Origin of the sequence: Oceanospirillum sediminis (assembly GCF_014164585.1) — a bacterium.
In the GTDB taxonomy this organism is placed as follows: domain Bacteria; phylum Pseudomonadota; class Gammaproteobacteria; order Pseudomonadales; family Halomonadaceae; genus Oceanospirillum; species Oceanospirillum sediminis.
The window spans coordinates 63623-82789 of record NZ_JACJFM010000003.1 but is presented as its reverse complement, the minus strand read 5'-3'; the positions used below and the strand labels follow the sequence as shown (position 1 = coordinate 82789).

The 19167-nt window shown below is 43.6% G+C and carries 15 protein-coding genes and 1 pseudogene; 2 read left to right on the top strand and 14 right to left on the bottom strand.

Translation table 11 applies throughout. From position 1 onward, the window contains the following. Positions 1 to 87: 87 nt before the first annotated feature. Together tnpC and H4O21_RS03325 are read left to right on the top strand one after the other, a co-directional pair. Positions 88 to 941 (top strand): annotated as a pseudogene (tnpC, locus tag H4O21_RS03330) (IS66 family transposase); the annotation flags it as partial. A 400-nt stretch (positions 942 to 1341) separates the two neighbouring features. Next, complete coding sequence (locus H4O21_RS03325; RefSeq protein WP_220495485.1) at positions 1342 to 2631, top strand: DUF4910 domain-containing protein; 1290 nt, start codon at positions 1342 to 1344, stop codon at positions 2629 to 2631. 146 nt (positions 2632 to 2777) lie between these two features. Here H4O21_RS03325 and H4O21_RS03320 read toward each other — a convergent pair whose 3' ends face one another. The 14 genes from H4O21_RS03320 to H4O21_RS03255 form a co-directional block, all read right to left on the bottom strand. Further along, positions 2778 to 3557 (bottom strand): AAC(3) family N-acetyltransferase, encoded by a 780-nt coding sequence (locus H4O21_RS03320; protein ID WP_182807428.1) that lies wholly within the window; start codon positions 3555 to 3557, stop codon positions 2778 to 2780. After that, positions 3547 to 3783, bottom strand: a complete 237-nt coding sequence (locus tag H4O21_RS03315) for an acyl carrier protein (RefSeq protein ID WP_182807427.1) — start codon at positions 3781 to 3783, stop codon at positions 3547 to 3549. Before H4O21_RS03315 ends, H4O21_RS03320 begins: the two co-directional genes overlap by 11 nt. Further along, positions 3780 to 4448, bottom strand: coding sequence for a cyclase family protein (locus tag H4O21_RS03310; protein ID WP_182807426.1), 669 nt, complete (start codon positions 4446 to 4448; stop codon positions 3780 to 3782). The genes H4O21_RS03315 and H4O21_RS03310 overlap by 4 nt, the downstream gene beginning before the upstream one ends. Further along, a complete protein-coding gene (locus H4O21_RS03305) occupies positions 4432 to 5064 on the bottom strand; it encodes a hypothetical protein (protein ID WP_182807425.1) in 633 nt (210 codons plus the stop codon). The genes H4O21_RS03310 and H4O21_RS03305 overlap by 17 nt, the downstream gene beginning before the upstream one ends. Then, complete coding sequence (locus H4O21_RS03300; RefSeq protein WP_182807424.1) at positions 5061 to 6404, bottom strand: class I adenylate-forming enzyme family protein; 1344 nt, start codon at positions 6402 to 6404, stop codon at positions 5061 to 5063. The genes H4O21_RS03305 and H4O21_RS03300 overlap by 4 nt, the downstream gene beginning before the upstream one ends. Continuing rightward, entirely contained in the window at positions 6405 to 7499 is a 1095-nt protein-coding gene (locus H4O21_RS03295; RefSeq protein WP_182807423.1) for a hydroxymethylglutaryl-CoA lyase-like TIM-barrel protein, read from the bottom strand. A 477-nt stretch (positions 7500 to 7976) separates the two neighbouring features. Next, complete coding sequence (gene flgL / locus H4O21_RS03290) at positions 7977 to 9197, bottom strand: flagellar hook-associated protein FlgL (protein WP_182807422.1); 1221 nt, start codon at positions 9195 to 9197, stop codon at positions 7977 to 7979. An 11-nt stretch (positions 9198 to 9208) separates the two neighbouring features. Continuing rightward, positions 9209 to 12046 (bottom strand): flagellar hook-associated protein FlgK, encoded by a 2838-nt coding sequence (gene flgK, locus H4O21_RS03285; protein WP_182807421.1) that lies wholly within the window; start codon positions 12044 to 12046, stop codon positions 9209 to 9211. A 374-nt stretch (positions 12047 to 12420) separates the two neighbouring features. Continuing rightward, positions 12421 to 13470 (bottom strand): flagellar assembly peptidoglycan hydrolase FlgJ, encoded by a 1050-nt coding sequence (gene flgJ, locus H4O21_RS03280; RefSeq protein WP_182807420.1) that lies wholly within the window; start codon positions 13468 to 13470, stop codon positions 12421 to 12423. 25 nt (positions 13471 to 13495) lie between these two features. Further along, positions 13496 to 14584 carry a flagellar basal body P-ring protein FlgI gene (locus tag H4O21_RS03275; protein WP_182807419.1) on the bottom strand — a complete coding sequence of 363 codons (1089 nt, stop codon included), beginning with the start codon at positions 14582 to 14584 and terminating at the stop codon, positions 13496 to 13498. Positions 14585 to 14595: 11 nt separating this feature from the next. Then, positions 14596 to 15264: a flagellar basal body L-ring protein FlgH gene (gene flgH / locus H4O21_RS03270; RefSeq protein ID WP_182807418.1), complete on the bottom strand. Its 669-nt coding sequence runs from the start codon at positions 15262 to 15264 to the stop codon at positions 14596 to 14598. 38 nt (positions 15265 to 15302) lie between these two features. Continuing rightward, on the bottom strand, positions 15303 to 16091 hold the full coding sequence (gene flgG / locus H4O21_RS03265) for a flagellar basal-body rod protein FlgG (RefSeq protein ID WP_182807417.1): 789 nt from the start codon (positions 16089 to 16091) through the stop codon (positions 15303 to 15305). 28 nt (positions 16092 to 16119) lie between these two features. Then, the gene (gene flgF / locus H4O21_RS03260; protein WP_182807416.1) at positions 16120 to 16860 is read right to left on the bottom strand and encodes a flagellar basal-body rod protein FlgF; all 741 of its coding nucleotides are present in this window, start codon (positions 16858 to 16860) and stop codon (positions 16120 to 16122) included. Between the two features lie 142 nt (positions 16861 to 17002). Next, on the bottom strand, positions 17003 to 19156 hold the full coding sequence (locus H4O21_RS03255; protein WP_182807415.1) for a flagellar hook-basal body complex protein: 2154 nt from the start codon (positions 19154 to 19156) through the stop codon (positions 17003 to 17005). Positions 19157 to 19167 lie beyond the last annotated feature (11 nt).

The window sequence follows — 19167 nt, the reverse complement described above, 5'->3', positions numbered from 1 at the left end:
AAACCTCCTGGTTCTTTAACATCTGTCCAAGTGACAGATAAATTCCGCTATGGCAAACCATTGCCAGAATAGAAAGATTTTTTTGACAGCTTTATTCTAAAGATGGTGCTGGTCATGGATGAAACCCCGATCAAGGCGGGAAAAACAGGCAAAGGCAAGATGAGTAAAGGCTGGTTCTGGCCGCTGTATGGTGATCAGGATGATATCGTGTTCACCTTCTCGAAAAGCCGTGCCGCCAACAGATCGAAAACACCTTAAAACAGGACTTTAAAGGCACACTGATCAGTGACGGTTATGCGACTTACACCAGCTATATCGAGAAGAACAAAGAGATCACCCATGCCCAGTGCCGGGTCCATAGCCGTCGAAAGTTTATAGAAGCCGAAACAGAGTACCCGGATCGGGTCAAAGAAGCCCTGGCGATGATCGCGACCTTATACAAGGAAGAGGAGAGGATCGAAGCACAGGGTTCAGATGAGACCAGCAAACGGGAACGGCGGCTCGAAAAGAGCAAGCCCGTGGTGGATCGGTTCGTTGAATGGTGCCAGCAGCAACTCAATCTCTGTGACCTACGGCCTTCGAGTCCGTTACGAAAGGCGCTGAACTATGTTATCAGTCGTGAAACTGAGTTGAGGGTCCTTCTTGAAGAACCCAATGTGCCTCTGGATACCAATCATCTGGAAAGAGCATTGCGTCCAATCCCAATGGGACGTAAAAACTGGCTGTTCTGCTGGACAGAGGTGGGCGCGGAACACGTGGGTATAATCCAGAGCCTGATCTGCACCTGTAAGCAGCATAAGATCAATCCGTACACCTATCTTACGAACGTGCTGCTGCGTATAAACCAGCATCCTGCGAGTCAGGTTGAAGATCTGACATCCCGGTTATGGGAAGAGAAGTTCGCTGAAAACCCACTGCGTTCAGAGCTGGCCTGCCAATAACGTCCCTGAATGAACGGTTACACATCAAAAGCGATCCCCTGTCATGAATATGGCTTCCCCCTTTCAATAATGTCATGGTCCAATATGAAGACACAGACTCAACAATAGAGGCACACTTTACCGGAAGAAAGAAATTCGCCCGCAGCGGAAAAACAGTAAGACAGGTAAGGGAAAACGAAATAAGAATGAACAAAGCACTGCATCCACTCTCGGGCCAGTTCCAGCGTCTCAAGGCCCGATGACAGTCACCGAGGGCAATACTTCAGCACATGGAACAGCGACTTAGAATAAAAATACCAGAATTGCATCAATATGTATTGACAGTGCAATGAATATACAGGCTCAATCAGTTAAACACATACGAAGCAATAAACAACCATCCCAAATAGGAGGATTTAAATTGCACAACCTTTATCGCCACTGCAGTCAGTTATTTGGAATAAACAGAAGTTTAACAGGCTCAGGAGTCAGAGAAACACTTAACTATATAAAACATCAACACCCCGATCTTAAGATAATATCATTCCAGTCAGGGGATAAAGCTTTCGACTGGACGATCCCTGATGAATGGAACATTCAAGATGCATATATTGAATGTATCGAGACAGGAAAAAAAGTAGTTGACTTCAAAAAAAACAACCTGCATGTCGTTAGCTATTCGATACCTGTTAATAAGCACATGAGCTTTAAAGAGCTTGATCAATATTTGCATAGTATTCCAGACCAGCCTGATGCCATACCCTATATTTCTTCATACTACAGCCCTCGCTGGGGGTTTTGCTTGAGTAATAACCAGAGACAAGAGCTAAGGGCTAACCCTGATAGAAAATATTCTGTTCATATAGATAGCACACTTCAGCCTGGAGAGATGAATATAGGTGAGTTAGTAATACCAGGAGAATCAGAAGAGGAAATTGTTATCTCCACATATATATGCCATCCGTCCATGGCAAACAATGAGTTATCTGGACCTTCTGTTGCAATAGAGCTAGCTCACTGGGTAAAACAGCTTACGAAAAAAAAATACACTTATAGATTTTTATTCTTAGTTGAAACAATAGGCTCTATAGCTTATTTATCAAAAAACCTGAAACAAATGAAAAAAAATGTAAAAGCTGGCTTTGTATTAACATGTATAGGTGATGAAGGTGACTACTCTATTGTCCACTCCAGGCAGGGAAACAATTATGCAGACAGAGTAGCTCAATATGCAATAAAGGAGTTTACACAACAACCATCTATATATAGCTTCTTAGAAAGGGGCAGTGATGAAAGGCAGTACTGTGCTCCCGGTGTAGATCTTCCTTTTTGCACTATATCTCGTACAAAATTTGGCGAGTATCCGGAGTATCATACATCATTAGACAATTTATCATTCATCAGCGAAGAAGGTTTACAGGGTGGCTATAATTTTGCGCTTCTATGTTTAAAGTTAATTGAAAAAAATGACTACTACATAAGCAACACAATATGTGAACCTCAATTAGGAAAAAGAGGGCTGTACCCTACACTATCTACTAAAAAGACAAAGAATATTGTAAGAAACATGATGGATTTAATTGCATATTCAGATGGCAAAAATGATATTATTCATATTGGGGAAAAAGCAAAAATAACACCTTCATCAATACTAGAAGAATTAAATAAATTACTTAAGGCAAACTTACTAAAAAAATCAGCCGAAACATAAAAACATATTTATAAGCAATCAAATAAAGTTAATTTAATATTCTTTTCCATAGCCAGTCAGGATGCTGCTCACTGACTGGCAGAGATCTTTGAAACTAAGGTTTTCGGGGATCTTTTTAACAGTAGAAAAAACATCTGTGTTATCACTTAGTAGTATTCACCCTTAATCAAAAGCCCCGGATCTTTTTTTATCTCATCTTGAATTAGTTTAAATGTATCTTCTGATGAAATACAGCCAATAAAACCTCGACCAACGGAATGTGTCTTGAACACCATATTATTTCTAGCTATTTCATCAAAAGTTTCAAATGCAGCAATTGTATCATTAGTAGAGTCATCTCTGACGAATATACTATACTCTGTTTCCAGCTCCTTCCTTTCAGAGTTGATAATTACACCCGAGAACTCTTTATCATATCGATAAGGAACTTTTAGTTCCCGTTCAACAAAATGAACAAAAGTTGAACCGGCATCAAAGTTCATATTGCAAACAAGCCCTCTTTCGTTCATAAACCGATCAAAAAAAGAATCTTTAGCATAGGAATTTTTACTAGTATCTAGTGTTAATGCCTCTGCCTTTCTGCCTATGGCTGCAACAGATATATTTGGATCCATAGATCTGAAGCTAGCTGGGTCCTTTCTTACCAGCTCAGAAAAAACACCACAATTGGAAGCTGTCTCATCATAATAAAATACCTCCTTTTTACAAAATGAATATGTAAAAGTCGGAACAACTAATGTACCAGACACTCCAATCACTTCAAATATCGCATTAGCAATTACTTTATAGGCTTCATCAACATTTCTGGCCTCTTCAGGCCTGCCAAAAAAGCCTATATTACTATGTGAAAAAATAGTTGATCCTTTTTTAACTCCCACCTCCAATAAGGCATTTTTAATATCTTGCTTACTATAGCTATTTTTCAAAACTCAACCTCTCATTTATAATTTCAGCTAAGCCAGAAATACAGGAAAATCTTCGATCCTGAAAGTTTTCTTCATCCAGAGTTATACCAAACTCTTCTTCAACATCCTCTATAAGCATAATAATATCAAAAGAGTCAATCAAGCCCTGATCAAAGTAATTAGCATTTAAATCGATTAATTTATCTTCAGGGTTAACCTTATTTTTCAACCAATCTAATGTATTCATAAATCCTCTTCAATTGCAAAGCAACGAACTGGAGCACCATCTCCACTAGCAATTTTTAATGGGGCTACAACCAGTGTAGTTATCGTTGATTTTATCAGCTTAATATTTATTAAGTATTCTACAATAAGTATATCACTACCAAGAAGAATTTTGTGGTTCGGAGCATCTTTAATAGAAAATCGCCCATTTTTAGGATTATCGGGTTGAGGTGTATCTAAAGCAATCAGCTTACAGCCCTTTTCCACAAGAAACTCACAAGCACTTTCCGATAAAAATGGATGATCACTATAGTATTTATTTGTTCCCAAATGTTTGTCCCAGTCAAAGCGAAATATCACTCTTTCTACAGAATTAGAGCCAACAGAACTTTCTAACTCTTCTCTGCTAATTTCATGAAAATCAGGCAGATGAGAAAAATCAAGCACCAGAGCATAACCAACACATTGCTCCATGCTAATCTGCTCAACTGTTTTTCCATCAGGAATAAAATGCCGGGGAGCATCTATATGCGTTCCCGTGTGAGTCCCTAGTGTTATTTTTCTTGTCTCTCTGTTCTCAATACCATGCCTCCCTAACTGAGTTATCTCAACAAAGGGATGCCAGTGAGCAGCAAATGTTTGCATTCCTTCATCTATGGTCATTGACAGGTCAATTATTTTTCCCATTTTCCACCTCAAAAAACTCTATATATGCACCAGATGGTGTCTTTACTAAAAAGGCTGTTATTACTGATAAGCCAACAGCATTCAGCTTAAATATATTTGTGTGTTTTACTTTATAGATAGACTTTGTAACTTTATCATAAACGGATCTAATATTTCTTACGAGAAAAGCAACAGAAGTAAAGCCTGGAGAGTCTATAAAGCTATCATCTTTAATAATACTACTCTTTATCATTACTTGAGCTGACATTGTACGAATTGGGCTAATTCTTTTTAAGCAACCTGAATCTGATTTTTTAAACCCTAAAGCATCCATCCAGAATAGTTCTTCTTGATGTAAATAGCATCTTTTAGTGTTTAAAACAATACATCCGTTATTAACATCATAGCGTCCCAAACCAGCTTCTCGCTCCCCAGAATAGTATATTCTCTCAACTGCAAGACCATTACTATCTTTATAGACCATCAAGCTATGATATTTTGCAGGATAAGACATAAACTTATTTTTTTCTCTAGGGTTAGGTACTAACTTTTTATTAACAATAGCATGCCTTAAGTCTACATAACCAAGGGGGGGGGCAAATGGAATAAACGTTATATGAGCAAGGCCGATAATCATAAGTAAATCTCTTTAAGCATGCTTTTATTTATTTTACCGGTACTGGATCTTGGAAAGTCTTTAACAAAAACAACTTGCGATGGCAATAAATCACGACTTAAAAACAAAGAACAGTAATTAAAAACAGCCTTTTCTGTCAGGGAGCCCTCTGAAACAATAACAGCAACTATCTCTTCCCCCCAAAAACTGTGAGGAATACCAATAACTGCAGCATCTATAATCTCTTCGTGAGAAACAAGAACCTCCTCTATATATTTTGCACTAATATTCTTCCCCCCCTTGATGATAAGGTCTTTTTTTCGACCTTCAATATAAAGATTCCCCTTATCATCACAGCTAAACAGGTCACCAGTGCAAAAGTATTCACCCTTAGCGACAGCTTCAGACATCTTTCCTTGATGATAGTAGCCCAGAAAAAGATTTGGTGTTCGAATTTTTAACTCACCTGACTCATTTTCAATTTCAGCCAGATCAATCAGTTGGCCAACGGAGGAATCTGCATGCAAAATGTTGGCAGAAACAAGTAAAACTTCAGTCATACCGTAGCTTTCTGTGCATTTGAGATTAAATTTTTTTTCAAATGCATCACGCACAGGAGCTAATAATGGTGCCGTACCAATCAGCAATAACGAAAAGCTATCACGAACTTTGCTTATGATGCTTTCAGACCGGGTTATTTTTGTAAGATATGATAATATTGTGGGTGTCAACCATATCGTATTGCACTTATTTTCTAACGCTACAGGCCAGAAGTTAATGATTGATCTGGCACTGAACTGCTCACCAATAACAACTTTACCATGAGCACATAGAGGAGAAAGAATAGTATTTAAGAAGCCAGCCATATACCCCATGGGCAGAACGTGATACATTATGGTATTACTATTTATACCTGCTAAGCTGTTAAAACTTCTGACATTAGCAACTAAAGCTTCTAATGAGTGACATACCCCCTTAGGTGAACCTGTTGTTCCAGACGTATAGCATATAAGATATATATCACTATCAACCTTCCTTGTTGCATCATTAACAGAAATCTCTCCCTGCTTCACTATAAAAGCAGGGTTACAGTCATCAATTATATATTTCTTCTCATCATCAGATAACAGATCATTAATAGGAACAATACAGTAATCGAATATCGCACAAGTTATATAATAGACAACAAACTCTATACTATTAGATATTTCTACTGAAACTATACTACCTTTCTCTGCTCCAAGACTTTTTAAATCCCCCCCCTTTTTCTGACAACGAACAAACAGCTCTCTGTATGAGACCTGTTCCTTACCATTAACCAGCGCGATTTCATCAGAATCAAAATCTATAAACCTGTCCATCTATAAATCCCTATCAATTTTTGATTGTTCATCAACAGTGGGCGATTTGTAAATACTCTTCCAATAGCCACGCTTATCATTCTCTGACAACTTTTTAGCAAGTGTCTCTACAAGAGCTTCCGGTGCATCAACTTTATTTAATTCACATAACTCTATAATCAATCTTCTGGGATCTACCCGATACTTTGTTGAGTACCTTTTTATAACAGGTAGGTAACTAGAATGAAATAGTGACAGACCTGATACAACATTGATAGGATCAAGATTCAACCCAGACAGTGGTTTCACATTTTCTTCATAAATATCAAGTATCTCTACAGGATCTATTCCCGGGTGATAGCCAGCCCGTATCAGAGTAGAGACAAACTGTTCAGTAGGTGCATTACCCGCACTTCTCCCAAGTCCACCTATCGAGGTATCAATGAGACTAAACCCTAATTCATATGCGCAAAGTGAGTTTGCTATAGCAAGCCCAAGGTTATTATGTCCATGAAAACCGAGCTTTATATTTTTATTTTTCTCTCTTATATGGTGAGCGTAGTCTTCAATTTCAGAAGGCAACATACCACCTGCAGAATCTACAATATAAATCAGATCACTTCCTGAATCATAAGCATTACATGATACTTCAGCAAAATCCGAAGGTGTTGAAGCATACGACTTCATAAAGTTCGAGCACACAAATATACCTAAACTCTTTGCAAGTTCAATGAACTTTTCTGCTGAACGATAATCAGCCACATTAGTACCTATTCTTAAGAAAGAGATACCATGATCTGAAGCTTTTCGTATATCATCAAGTAAAGATATGCCAGGAATACAAAACATCCCCCAATAAGCATTACCACTTACCGACGCACCTGCAGAAAGCATATAATCTGTATCCGAAGCGGCAGCGACACCATAGCCCTTCTGTGATGCTCTCAGACCAACACCATGCCCTACTTCTATAAATTTTATACCAGACTTTTCGATTTTTTTGCACATACTTGCAGTGCACTCAGCCGTAATCTGAAAGTCTACTTCATAGCTACCATCCCTAAGTGTGCAATCCAGAATTTGAGGGCCTTTGTTTAACAGTATATTAATATCCATAGCTGCTTTCCTTTGGCTAAATATTAGCATTAACTTTAGTAGCATCGACTGAATAAATGAAAATTTATAACAACCGATACAACGAGGTAAATCAATTTATTCAACACCAACTAAAGATTATACTTCAAGCCCCCTATATAAAATGGCATTTATATCAAATAAATAAAAAACATGAACTAAGAGAATAAAAAAACCAAATAACTAACGAAGCTAATCAAGCAGCATAGAAAATATTCTTTGTTAAGCACATCAGCACTAAAGTCTCATTCCTCGCATGTCATTTTCTGAATAAAATAGTACAAATAACATTCTACCAGCACTTATTTCTAAACATGATCAGCTATCACTAAAAACAAACCAGCCTCTTTATTGAAAGCTATTAAAAGTCAAATTGTTTTATAAATAATTTAAATAAACAACAAAAACAGCCTTGTTTACTTTAAACAATCCTACTAATTATCATAGCCCAGAATACAACTATCTAATATAATTAAATAATGACAACTGAGCAACCTGAGAAAATGTTCGCTGAGAGGCAGTTAAAGCTGTTTGCTGCAACATAAAACGTCCTGTTGCTTCCGCATAATCTAAATCTTCAAGCTCAGATACATTGGTTTTCAGATATAACTGAAGATCTTCATTGTTTGACCGGATTGTGTCCATTCCATTTTCTCTTGTACCAATAACAGAACGAGCATCAGCAACAGCATTCAACCAATTATCCGCCTTTGCAACGACATCATTAATTGCATCCTTCTGGTACTCCTCATAGCTAAAATCGCTAAGAGCATTTCCAAAACGCTGCATTCCTGTCAACAGGCCTTCTTTTTCATTATCGAAAACCATAACAAACTTATCACCTGTAGAAGGCACAGGATTTGGTACTGTGAGCTCTACGTCACCACCACTTTTATTAACCAATGCAGCCAGATCATCCAGATTGACATTACCATCAGCATTCTGATCTGTAAGTATTTCTCCCGTTGGTAACTCAACAGTCCAATCGTTCACTGCATTGTAAGTCAACTTGTATTCGCCAACCCGATTATCTTCCAGAAACCCGGTACTGCCTGTCACACCAATTGTTTCCTCAGAAGTGTTGCCACTTAGAGCATAACTTCTGATTTGCTGAACATTATCGATATTCTGAAAAGCTGCTTCACCGGAAATAAAAGGCGATACAAACGTTGTATCAGAGATCTGTAGTTTTCTTTCAGTTGCATCCCCCTGATAAACATAACTACCATCGCTCTGTTGTGCAAAAGGAGCAGTATTGACCTTGCTTCCGGCAAAAATATAGTTATCACTTTCGTCACGAGTATTCATCAACTTTTCCAGCTGACCCGTAATCTCTTTAATTTCCAGACCAATTGTTTTCCGGTCATCATCACTCAGCGCATCACTATTAGCCTGAATAGCCAACTGCTTGACCCTCTGAAGGCGATCATGCATATTTTTCAGTGTACTTTCTGTAGTCTGCATACTCTTGCGGGAGTAATCGATATTTTTTCCGTACTGCTCGATATTCTCCAGCTTGTTTTTGGCATTAAATGCCATTGCACTGGCTACAGGATCATCAGAAGGTGTCAGAACCCGCTTACCAGAACCCATCTGATTAGAAGTATTTGCAAGTTCAGTTTGCTTTCTCAACATGCCGTTGATGCTGTTATGAGTAATCATTGAAGTCGAAATACGCATGATAAAGCTCCTTATCTTACGGCTGCCAGAAGAGTGTCAAATAACTGTCTTGCGGTGCTGATAATCTGAGATGAGGCATTGTACGCCTGCTGAAAACGGACAAGGTTTGCCGCTTCTTCATCCATATTCACGCCGGATACACTGTCACGCAGATTTTTCGTCTGCTCCAGAATTGCCGCACCGGACTGAGCGGTAATTTTTGCTTCCGCAGTCTTAGACCCCACACCTGTGGTTGTCTCTGCGTAAGCATCCTGATAACTCATCTCTCCTTCAAGGGTCGGTTCCCCTTGCAGAGCCGTCAGCATCAGAGCATTACTGTTATCACCCGCACCATCGGTGTTATACGTTGTAGAAAAACTATCGCCGACTGCCGGATTACCAGCAATACTTACCTGTATACCCCAGGTCGATGGCAATAGCTCTTTCTCCTGCCCCTGAGTAAAGGTCCCCTGGTACAGGATTGCACCAGAATCCGGGTCACGAACCTCGTAATTCAGCTCCCCCGGAACCGTGGCGCTTTCTGATGTGAATTGAATATTCACACCATTTTTCAACTCATACAGACCTGTGTCAGTTGCTGCAGCACCAACAGCGGCAACCCCTGCTTTTGCAGTAACATCAGCAGCTTTTGTCGTAGCGGCCTGATCAGCTGCAATTTTGGCAAATGATGCCATCCCAGCCTGGTTAATCGCGGTTGCCGTGCCTTTTGCTGCATTAACAGCATTTACCGCTGCTGTAATGGCGGCATTATCAACGTCGGCCCCTTTCAGGGAATCACGGGTGTAAGCGGCAGCAATGTCATAAGAGGCAAAGTTGGCCGCATCAGCCAGAGTCGCTGCTCCTTCAATGCCTGCTACAGTATCTGATATCACCTGACTGGAAGCCCCCTGGTCTTCCAGGTAACCTTTTACAGCTTCAGCAACCGACTCAATGGTTGCCCCGGTTTTAGCCGCTTCTGTTGCCGCCACAGCAGCACCAGCCGCAGCCCGGTCGATAATATCCTGTTCATTATCTGCAATCGCATCGGCTGCAGTATAAGCACTGCCAATCACAGACTTATCCATCGCCGTGGTCAGACCCGCTGCAGCCGCTGAGATCTGATCGGCTACGGCCCGTGAATTACCCGTTGTGACGCCGGTTGTGGTTGCTGTCGCAATATCTGCCACTAAGGTGCCACCTACCGTGGCTGTGGCCGTATCAAGATACATCTTGAAAGAACCATCACGGGAATCGACAAAAGCATATGAACCGGTTTCAGTCGGAATCAATGTCGCTCCGGTAGGGTCTGATGGGTCGACCATATTGACACCATTCGGATTCGGACTATCAGCCACTAATAATGGTTTACTGTCCGCAATACCTGAGGCATAAGTATCACCCACCGTAACCGAACGCACTTCACCGCTGCCGTTGTTAGCAACAGACGCTTCCGTTCTCAGGGGCAATGCAATCGCCAGTTCATCCGGGCTGGTAATCTCACGCGCCATCTGACCAGATGCATAACGTGTCGGCTGAATCAGGAACTGATCCCCCTTGGATACATTTTTTGCGGCATCCGATGACAGATAAATATCAAACCCATCTACGGTTAATGTCAGGCCATCATCCACACCATCATTTCTATTTAACTCAGACAGGCTCACGGTACTGGCAAAGGTAGCCGGTGTGGTGTTCTTCTCAAAACGCATCTGATTGCCATCAGTGTCATACAGGGCAAAAGTATCGCCATCAATCGCTTTGAGTACGTAATCTTTATCAGATAGCTTAGTGGTATCGGTAATTTCAACACTGAAGCGGATGTTGGTACTGGCACTATTTCCTTTAAAAGCAGAAACACGGCCTTCCATAATTTCCAGTTCGTTGACATCACGGAAAAAGTTATTCCCGGTTTCATTGTTCAGATCAATCCCTTTACGATGCTGCTCGTTAAAGGTTTCACCAATAGCCAGAGCAAGACGTCCGATCTGGTTCTGAGCCGGAGTCATGACATCATCACGGTATTTCAGCACACCGCCTAATTCACCACCCCGAATAAGATTCGTAATATCCTTGTCGCCATCACGATCAGGATAGACAACCCCCATTCGCTTAATGTCACTACTGGTAGGCTCAGCGGATAATTCATATGTACTACGGCCCACAACAAGCGGAAATCCTTCACCGATAAATACCGAATAGGTACCATCATTGACTTTGGTCAGGCTGACATCGACATACTCACTCAATTCTCTGAGCTGTTCGTCGCGCTGATCTCTCAAGTCATTCGCAGGCAGACCATTCTTAGCTTCTGCCTCAACAATGCCTGTGTTCAGTAATGCAATGTTACTGGCAATACGATTGATCTCACCAATGCTGCTATCCAGCTGAACATTGATGCTTTCCTGCATATCATCAAAGCGTTCCTGGATCAGATTAAAACGCTGGGACAGAGAATCAGACTGCGCCAGCACCTGATTACGCAGTGTGGTGTTATTAGGGTCATCAGCCAGAGACTGCATCGCAGAGAAGAACTCATTTAACGCATTCCCCGGCGAAGAATCGGAATCGGCAAGCAGGTTGTCCAGCTGTTGAGAGTATTGCAGCACCATTTCACGCTCTTTCGCGACACTGGTGTCATTACGCAGCTGAGTTACCGTAAACTCATCAACAATGCGGCGAATCGTTGCCGTATTGGCACCCTGACCATAATGCCCGTTACCCCAGGCAATTGCCGGATTGGTTTCCTGTAAAGCCTGCTGGCGTGAATAGCCCGCAGTATCAACATTAGCAATATTGTGGCCGGTCACCTGCAGGTTCAGCTGATTTACCCGTACCCCGGAACTTCCGATTTTAATCAGTTCAGATGTCATATCTTTGCTCTCCTGCCACTAATAAGCCCCTGCATATGAGCTATCCGGCATTTATCTGGTTATCTCCGAAAAATATTGCCGACACTGTAAATAGTGTCTGATCTTTCCGGAATTCAGCAAGGTGATGAGATAACCCTCCCTGTTTCATATACCAGGGCATAACCTTGCCGATAAAATTTTGATCAACCTATCACTTGCACATTACGTGCCAGAATCAAAAAAACAGAAAAAAGCGGATAAAATCGGAGAAATACATCTATTTAGAAGGTATTTTTTAAGGAAGTGAAGATAAAAAAAAATAACTGACCGGCAAAGATCACCAGTCAGTATTATAGCAGTGACACCTGATCGGATGGTGACGGAAAGTGAGTCGATCAGCCTTGATTAGAAGGTGTGGAAAATGCCTTAGCCATCACAGGGCTTGACATAATACGCTGAATCTTTTTCGCATATGCCGGATCGGTTGCATAACCGGCGTCCTGCAGGCCTTTCGTAAAGGCTGCCGGATCATCAGCATTTTTCAGTGCATCGGAATAACGAGGATTGCTCTGCAGGAAGCTGGCATAATCATTCAGACTATCTTCATAGCTGCCATAAGCCCTGAAAGCAGCCTTTTCTTTGACAGGCACACCACCACGGTATTCCAGCGTAGACACCGTTGCTTCATCACCATCCCAGCGCCGGTCTGCTTTGATACCAAACAGATTAAAGCTGTTTTTGCCGGATTCATCACGAATCATATAACGGCCCCAGCCGGTTTCCAGAGCCGCCTGAGACAGCATCACTTTAGGATCAACACCCAGCTGACGTGCCGCTCTTTCTGCCGCCGGATACAGATTACGCACAAACTCTTCCGGAGATTCAAAGCCTTTTTCCAGCTTCTCAGACAGCGCTTTGGCTTCAGCCTGTGCCGCTGCTGCCTGAGCTTTAATCTCGGCCTGTTCAGCTTTAAGTATCGCCGCTCTTTCTCTCTCTTCGGCATACTCTTGCCGCCACTGCGCCATCAGCTCAGGGTCATAACGGGAAGCCGGAAAGCTGCGTCCCCTGTCCAGCATCCCCTGAATATTATTATGCTGAGCGACTTCAGGTGTATCATCCGTACTGATGCCGTAATCTTTACTGAGCTGACGCACCAGCACATCAGCCAGCCCGAAAGTACCACCTTTCGTAATCGAGACACTGAGCTGCTCATCGCGCATCTGCTGATACATTTTCAGCTGATCACTGTCAAAGAAGCCACCTTCAGACAGAATCTCATTAGACTGCCGGGCATTTTTCATGATCATCTGAACCATCATCGCTTCGAACTGACGAGCCACTTCTTTCAGCGCTTCAGGGTCATCATCCCTTGCCCCTTTTCTCAGAGACTCTAGTCCCTGAACATCGGTCACTAATCTGGACTGATCGTATTTGCTGTTGATCATCGGATCTCTCCTTTTACGTCAGCTATCAGATTACCACCAGATCAGCTTTCAATGCACCTGCCTGCTTTAATGCTTCCAGTATCGCCATCAGATCTCCTGGCGCAGCACCTACCTGATTAACCGCCCGCACAATCTCATCCAGTGTGGTACCCGGTGCAAATTTGAACATGGTGGAATCATCCTGACGAACATCAATCGCAGACGCTTCCTGTACTGTCGTTTCACCATTTGCCAGCGCATTAGGCTGTACTACTTCAGGTGCCTCAGCAATAGTCACAGTCAGACTACCATGAGTTACAGCCGCAGGATCAACACGTACATTCTGACCAATAACAATGGTGCCGGTACGGGAGTTGATAATAATCTTCGCCGACTCTTCACCAGGCTGAACTTCCAGGTTCTCCAATACAGACAGATAACTCACACGCTGAGAAGCATCACGAGGGGCTCGTACACGAACAGATACCGCATCATAGGCCTGAGCGACCTGATCACCCAGCAGATCATTAATACGTTCTGCCACACGCTTAGCGGTTGTAAAATCCGCACGATGCAGGTTAAAGGTGATGGTATCGCCATTATAGAAGCCATGAGCCACTTCGCGCTCGATGCTGGCACCGTTAGGAATACGGCCTACACTGGGAACATTCACCTGAATACGAGAACCATCAGCCCCTTCAGCCCCCAAGCCGCCAACAACCAGGCTGCCCTGAGCCACGGCATAAGTATTACCGTCAGCCCCTTTCAGTGCGGTCATCAACAAGGTACCACCGCGCAGGCTTTTCGCATTACCAATCGAGGATACTGTTACATCAATACGCTGGCCTGGTTTTACAAACGGTGGCAACTCAGCGTGTACGGTAACAGCGGCAATATTCTGCGACTTAGGATCAACACCAGGCGGCAAAGTTATGCCGAACTGGCTCATCATGTTAACGAATGTCTGATTGGTAAAAGGTGCTTTATCACCGGTACCACTCAGGCCCACAATCAGACCATAACCAATCAGCTGATTCGAACGCACACCATCCACATTGGCAATATCTTTCAGACGCTCTGCACTGGCCAGAGAACTCCACATCAGAACCAGCGCCATTATCATACGAATAAACATTACATTGCTCCTCAGAATGGCCACCAGCCGCTGTTAAAGAACTTCGTTAACCAGCCCTGACGGGTGCTGTCTGCCAGCTCACCAGTACCGCTATAAGTCAGGCGGGCATCGGCCAGTTTTGTCGAAGGTACTGTATTTTCCGGTGTGACATCTTCTGGTCTCAGAAGACCACTGACCCGCAGCACTTCAGAGCCATTGGTCAGTGTCAGCCATTTTTCACCCTTCACCATCATCAGGCCATTAGGATAGACCTGATGAACGGTGACGGTGATGCTTCCCTGCAGGCTATTACTCTGTCCGGTAGAACCACTACCTGTAAATTCACGCTCATTGCTAATACCGACTTCAAGATCGCTGATCCGTTTGCCCAGAACAGTAGGAACTTCCGCAGTGATATCTGAATCCTTGGAAATCGAAGAGCTGGTTGATTTCTGTGATGTCGTGGTTTCAGTCAGCAGAATTGTGATGATATCCCCTACCCGGTGGGCCTTACGGTCACCAAACAAAGAACGACTGTAGTTCTGCTGATACAAGGAGCCATTATTCGCAGGCGGTGGCACCATATGACTGGGTGTCACGGGAGCGTACTGAGGATCATCCGGCTTCACTCTGGCTTCCTGCTGACAACCTGCCAGCAGCACCAGCATTCCTAATCCCAGAAAACGTTTTACCTGCTGCATAACATCACCCTGTATCATTTAGTTTCGTTGACCCGATATTATAAAGTCTGAGTCAGATTGCGCAGCATCGCATCGGCGGTTGAAACCACTTTAGAGTTCATTTCATAAGCTCGCTGCGTCGAAATCATATTCACCAATTCTTCTACCGCATTCACATTGGAGTTTTCCAGTGTTCCCTGCTGAATAGAGCCCATACCGGCTTCATTACCAACACCTACAACCGGCGCACCCGATGCCGGCGTTTCGAAGAACAGGTTAGCACCACCGGACTCCAGACCGGCCGGGTTAACAAAATCAGCCAGAGTAATCTGGCCAGCGTTTACCGGCGCATCGGACTCCCCTTTAATAGTAGCAATAACAATGCCATCTTCACTGATGCTAATCGTCTGAGTATTCTCAGGCAGCTGAATATTAGGCTCCAGTAAAAAGCCCTGAGCCGTTACAATCTGTCCTTGGTCATTTTGCTGGAACTGACCATTGCGGGTATAGCCAATAGTGCCATCCGGCATCTGAATCTGGAAAAAACCACGACCATCAATTGCCATATCCAATGGCTGTTCGGTAATCTGCAGACTACTTTCAGTATGCATTTTCTGCGTAGCCACAGTACGCACACCAGTACCCAGCTGTAAACCGGATGGCAGTTGAGTGTTCAGTGATGACTGAGACCCTGGCTGGCGAACCTGCTGATACAGCAGATCCTGAAAAATAGCTCTGTCTTTCTTAAAGCCTACCGTGCTGACATTGGCCAGGTTATTTGAAATAGTACGCAGTTGGGTATCCTGCGCACTCAGACCGGTTTTACTTACCCATAAAGCTGCATGCATTGTCTTATCCTCTTAACCGTCCGGCTGATTAACTCATCCGCATCACAGATGCAGCTGCCGCAGAAATTTCATCAGCTTTTTTCATCATTTTTGTCTGCATCTCATACTGACGAGACAGAGACAAAATATTAATCAACTCAGCAGCTGCATTCACATTACTCGCTTCCAGAAACCCGGACTCGACCAGGACCTCTGCATCTGCTTCTGCTGGCTCACCATTGCGCTGGCGCATCAAACCATCCAGCCCCTTTTCTAACCCTTGCTTATCCGGATTCACCAGTTTAATACGCTCAATCTGGGCCAGCTCATTCGGAGCAGCACCCAGCGGCTGAATAGTGATAACACCGTCCACACCAATTTCAATGTTTTCAGAAGGGGGAATCAGAATTGGACCGCCCTCCCCCATTACCGGCAAGCCTTTTCCCGTTCTGAGTACGCCACTGGCATCAACCATAAAGTCGCCTGAACGGGTATAGGCCTCATCGCCCAGATTAGACTGTACGGCAAACCAGCCATCACCCTGAATCGCCAGATCCAGAGGTCTTCCTGTCTCAATAAATGCTGCAGCACTCATATCAGTAGCTGGCCGTTCGCTCAGAGAGTAAACTCGTGTAGGATGATGGGAGCCAAACACAGGCATCGCTCTGGCTTGCTCATAATCTGCTTTAAAACCTGTAGTATTAGCATTCGCCAGGTTATTCGACCGTGCTGTCTGCGCCATCATATTGTTTTTGGCACCGGTCATTGCGATATATAGCGCTTTATCCATTTTCCTGACCTCTTGAACCTGTTAGCAGGATGCCCTTTGCCGTTTTTTGCTTTTTCTACCGCTAGAAACGGCAAAAGGCTTGCACTTATGTATATAAATGCAAGCCTTATGCCAGTTTCTTTTTTCTATTTATTTCTGAGAGTTATCTCAGGTTAATAATGGTCTGTGTCAGTGTATCTGCGGTTTGAATCGTTTTAGCATTAGCCTGATAGTCACGCTGTGCCAGAATCATTTTCACCAGTTCTTCTGACAGATCCACGTTAGAGTCTTCCAGTGCATTGGACTGAATCTCACCAGCCACACCTACACCCGGCGCATTGATCACAGGATCACCTGATTCAGTGGATGCTCGCCAGTTAGTACCACCTACAGGCGTTAAGCCCTGGTCATTCCGGAAGTTAGCAATCGCTACCTGACCAATCAGCTGCTGAGTACCATTGGTATAACGCGCGGTGATCGTACCGGTTTTATCCACATCCAGCCCTGATAGCTCACCGGTGGCAAAACCATCCTGAGTCAGAGAGCTGGCACCGAACTGACCGGCAAATTGTGTCGTACCGTTCAGATCAATAGTGAATTCCTGAGGCTCAGCAGAACCATTCTCTTCATCAGCATCGTTACGCGGTGTCCAGTCTTTAATGCTGATGGTTGGCAGAGGCTCTGACAGCTGACCATACTCGGTAAAGTTGAAAGAGAAATAATCCGGGCTGCTTTCATTGCCATCAGATACTTTCTCCCCGTCTACATAGACATGCATCTGCCAGCGGTTATCAGCACTTTCTGACTCCAGTGCATTCAGCACATCCACAACAGCCTGTGGATCAACAGCACCTGTGCCATCATCGTAAGTCACTTCCAATTCGTTCAGCGTATCCAGTGCCAACTTATAAGTAGCCTTCTCTTCCGCAGTAGGTGTTGAGCCGTTATTGAAAGAGTGAGCATCATCCCACAATGGGCTCGATGCCGTTGCCGCTGTCGGAATCGCAGTACCATTAATCAATGCATTCAGTGTTGATTTCAGATCTTCCACAAAACCTGATACATCAGCGGCACCGGTTGCACCTAAAGCAGCCGAGTCAACGTTAGAAGGCTTAATATTATCAGTTAGGGGGTCAGCGACTGCAGCTGCATTCAGCAATTTAGTTCTGGCAATACCGGATAGAATATCAATGTTGCCGTAGGCAACATTTGTCCCATCCAGAGAAGCCGTCTCAATAGCATTCAGGGCACCTTCATAGACATCAACATCAATATCTGTGCCTCCTACAGAACCCGAGGCCAGGCCTGGCAGATATTCTACCAGCGCATCATATGCTTCCTGATAATGCTCTTTAATTCTGCCAGAGTGACCGCCATTGGTAATAATATCCTGCAGCTGGTCATGTACACGCTGTAACTGAGTACCACGTTCCGCTGCGGTTGCTGTTGCATCGTTAAAATCGACACCCGCTGCACCACCAAATGGATCAGCAAAACTGAATGTAGTAGTACCACTATCCAGAGCCGCCTGTACATCGGAATCCAGAGTCGCCGGTGCGGCCTCATTCGCATCACCTGGATACAGGCCGCCTGCGGCACTATCAGTAAAATAATCAGAGCCAAAGCGGGAGAAACCCACCATGGTTTCCAGCACCCTGGTATGCACACCCAGGTCTGGCTGATAAGAAGGCTGCTTAACAAAGTACTGGGTCATAGTATGTTCATTACCCAGTGAGTCGTAAATTTTTGTTGGATACAGGTGGGTATAACTGTCGGAATCATTCGGATCAAACTCAAAGTTTGACGGTGCCGCTTCCCGTGAATCCAGGTTAAATGCAATATCCACTTTAGTTGTCGCATTTGGCTCAATATTAGCGACTGGAATATAAAGATCCTGAATAGCACCCACTTCAATAGAATCGCCATTAGCAGATGCCGGGAAACCCTGAACTCTCAGTCCCTGGTTGGTGGTAATAAAGCCTTCTTTGTCCATACCAAATGTACCGGCACGGGTATACACATTCTGACCGTTATCATTGACGACAAAAAAACCATTGCCATCAATTTTCATATCCAGACTGTTCTGGGTATATGTCGTGCCACCACCATTAAACTGCTGGGAGATGTCAGCTACTCTGACACCATGACCTGCCTGAGTCGCCCCGGAAGTCAGTCCGCTTTTAGCATATACATCAGCGAACTCAACCCTGGATTGTTTGAAGCCAACTGTACTTGCGTTAGCCACGTTATTACCGATCACTTCAAGGTTTTTATTCGACGCCTGCAGCCCCGTAACCCCGATACTAAATGCAGCCATTTTTATTACTC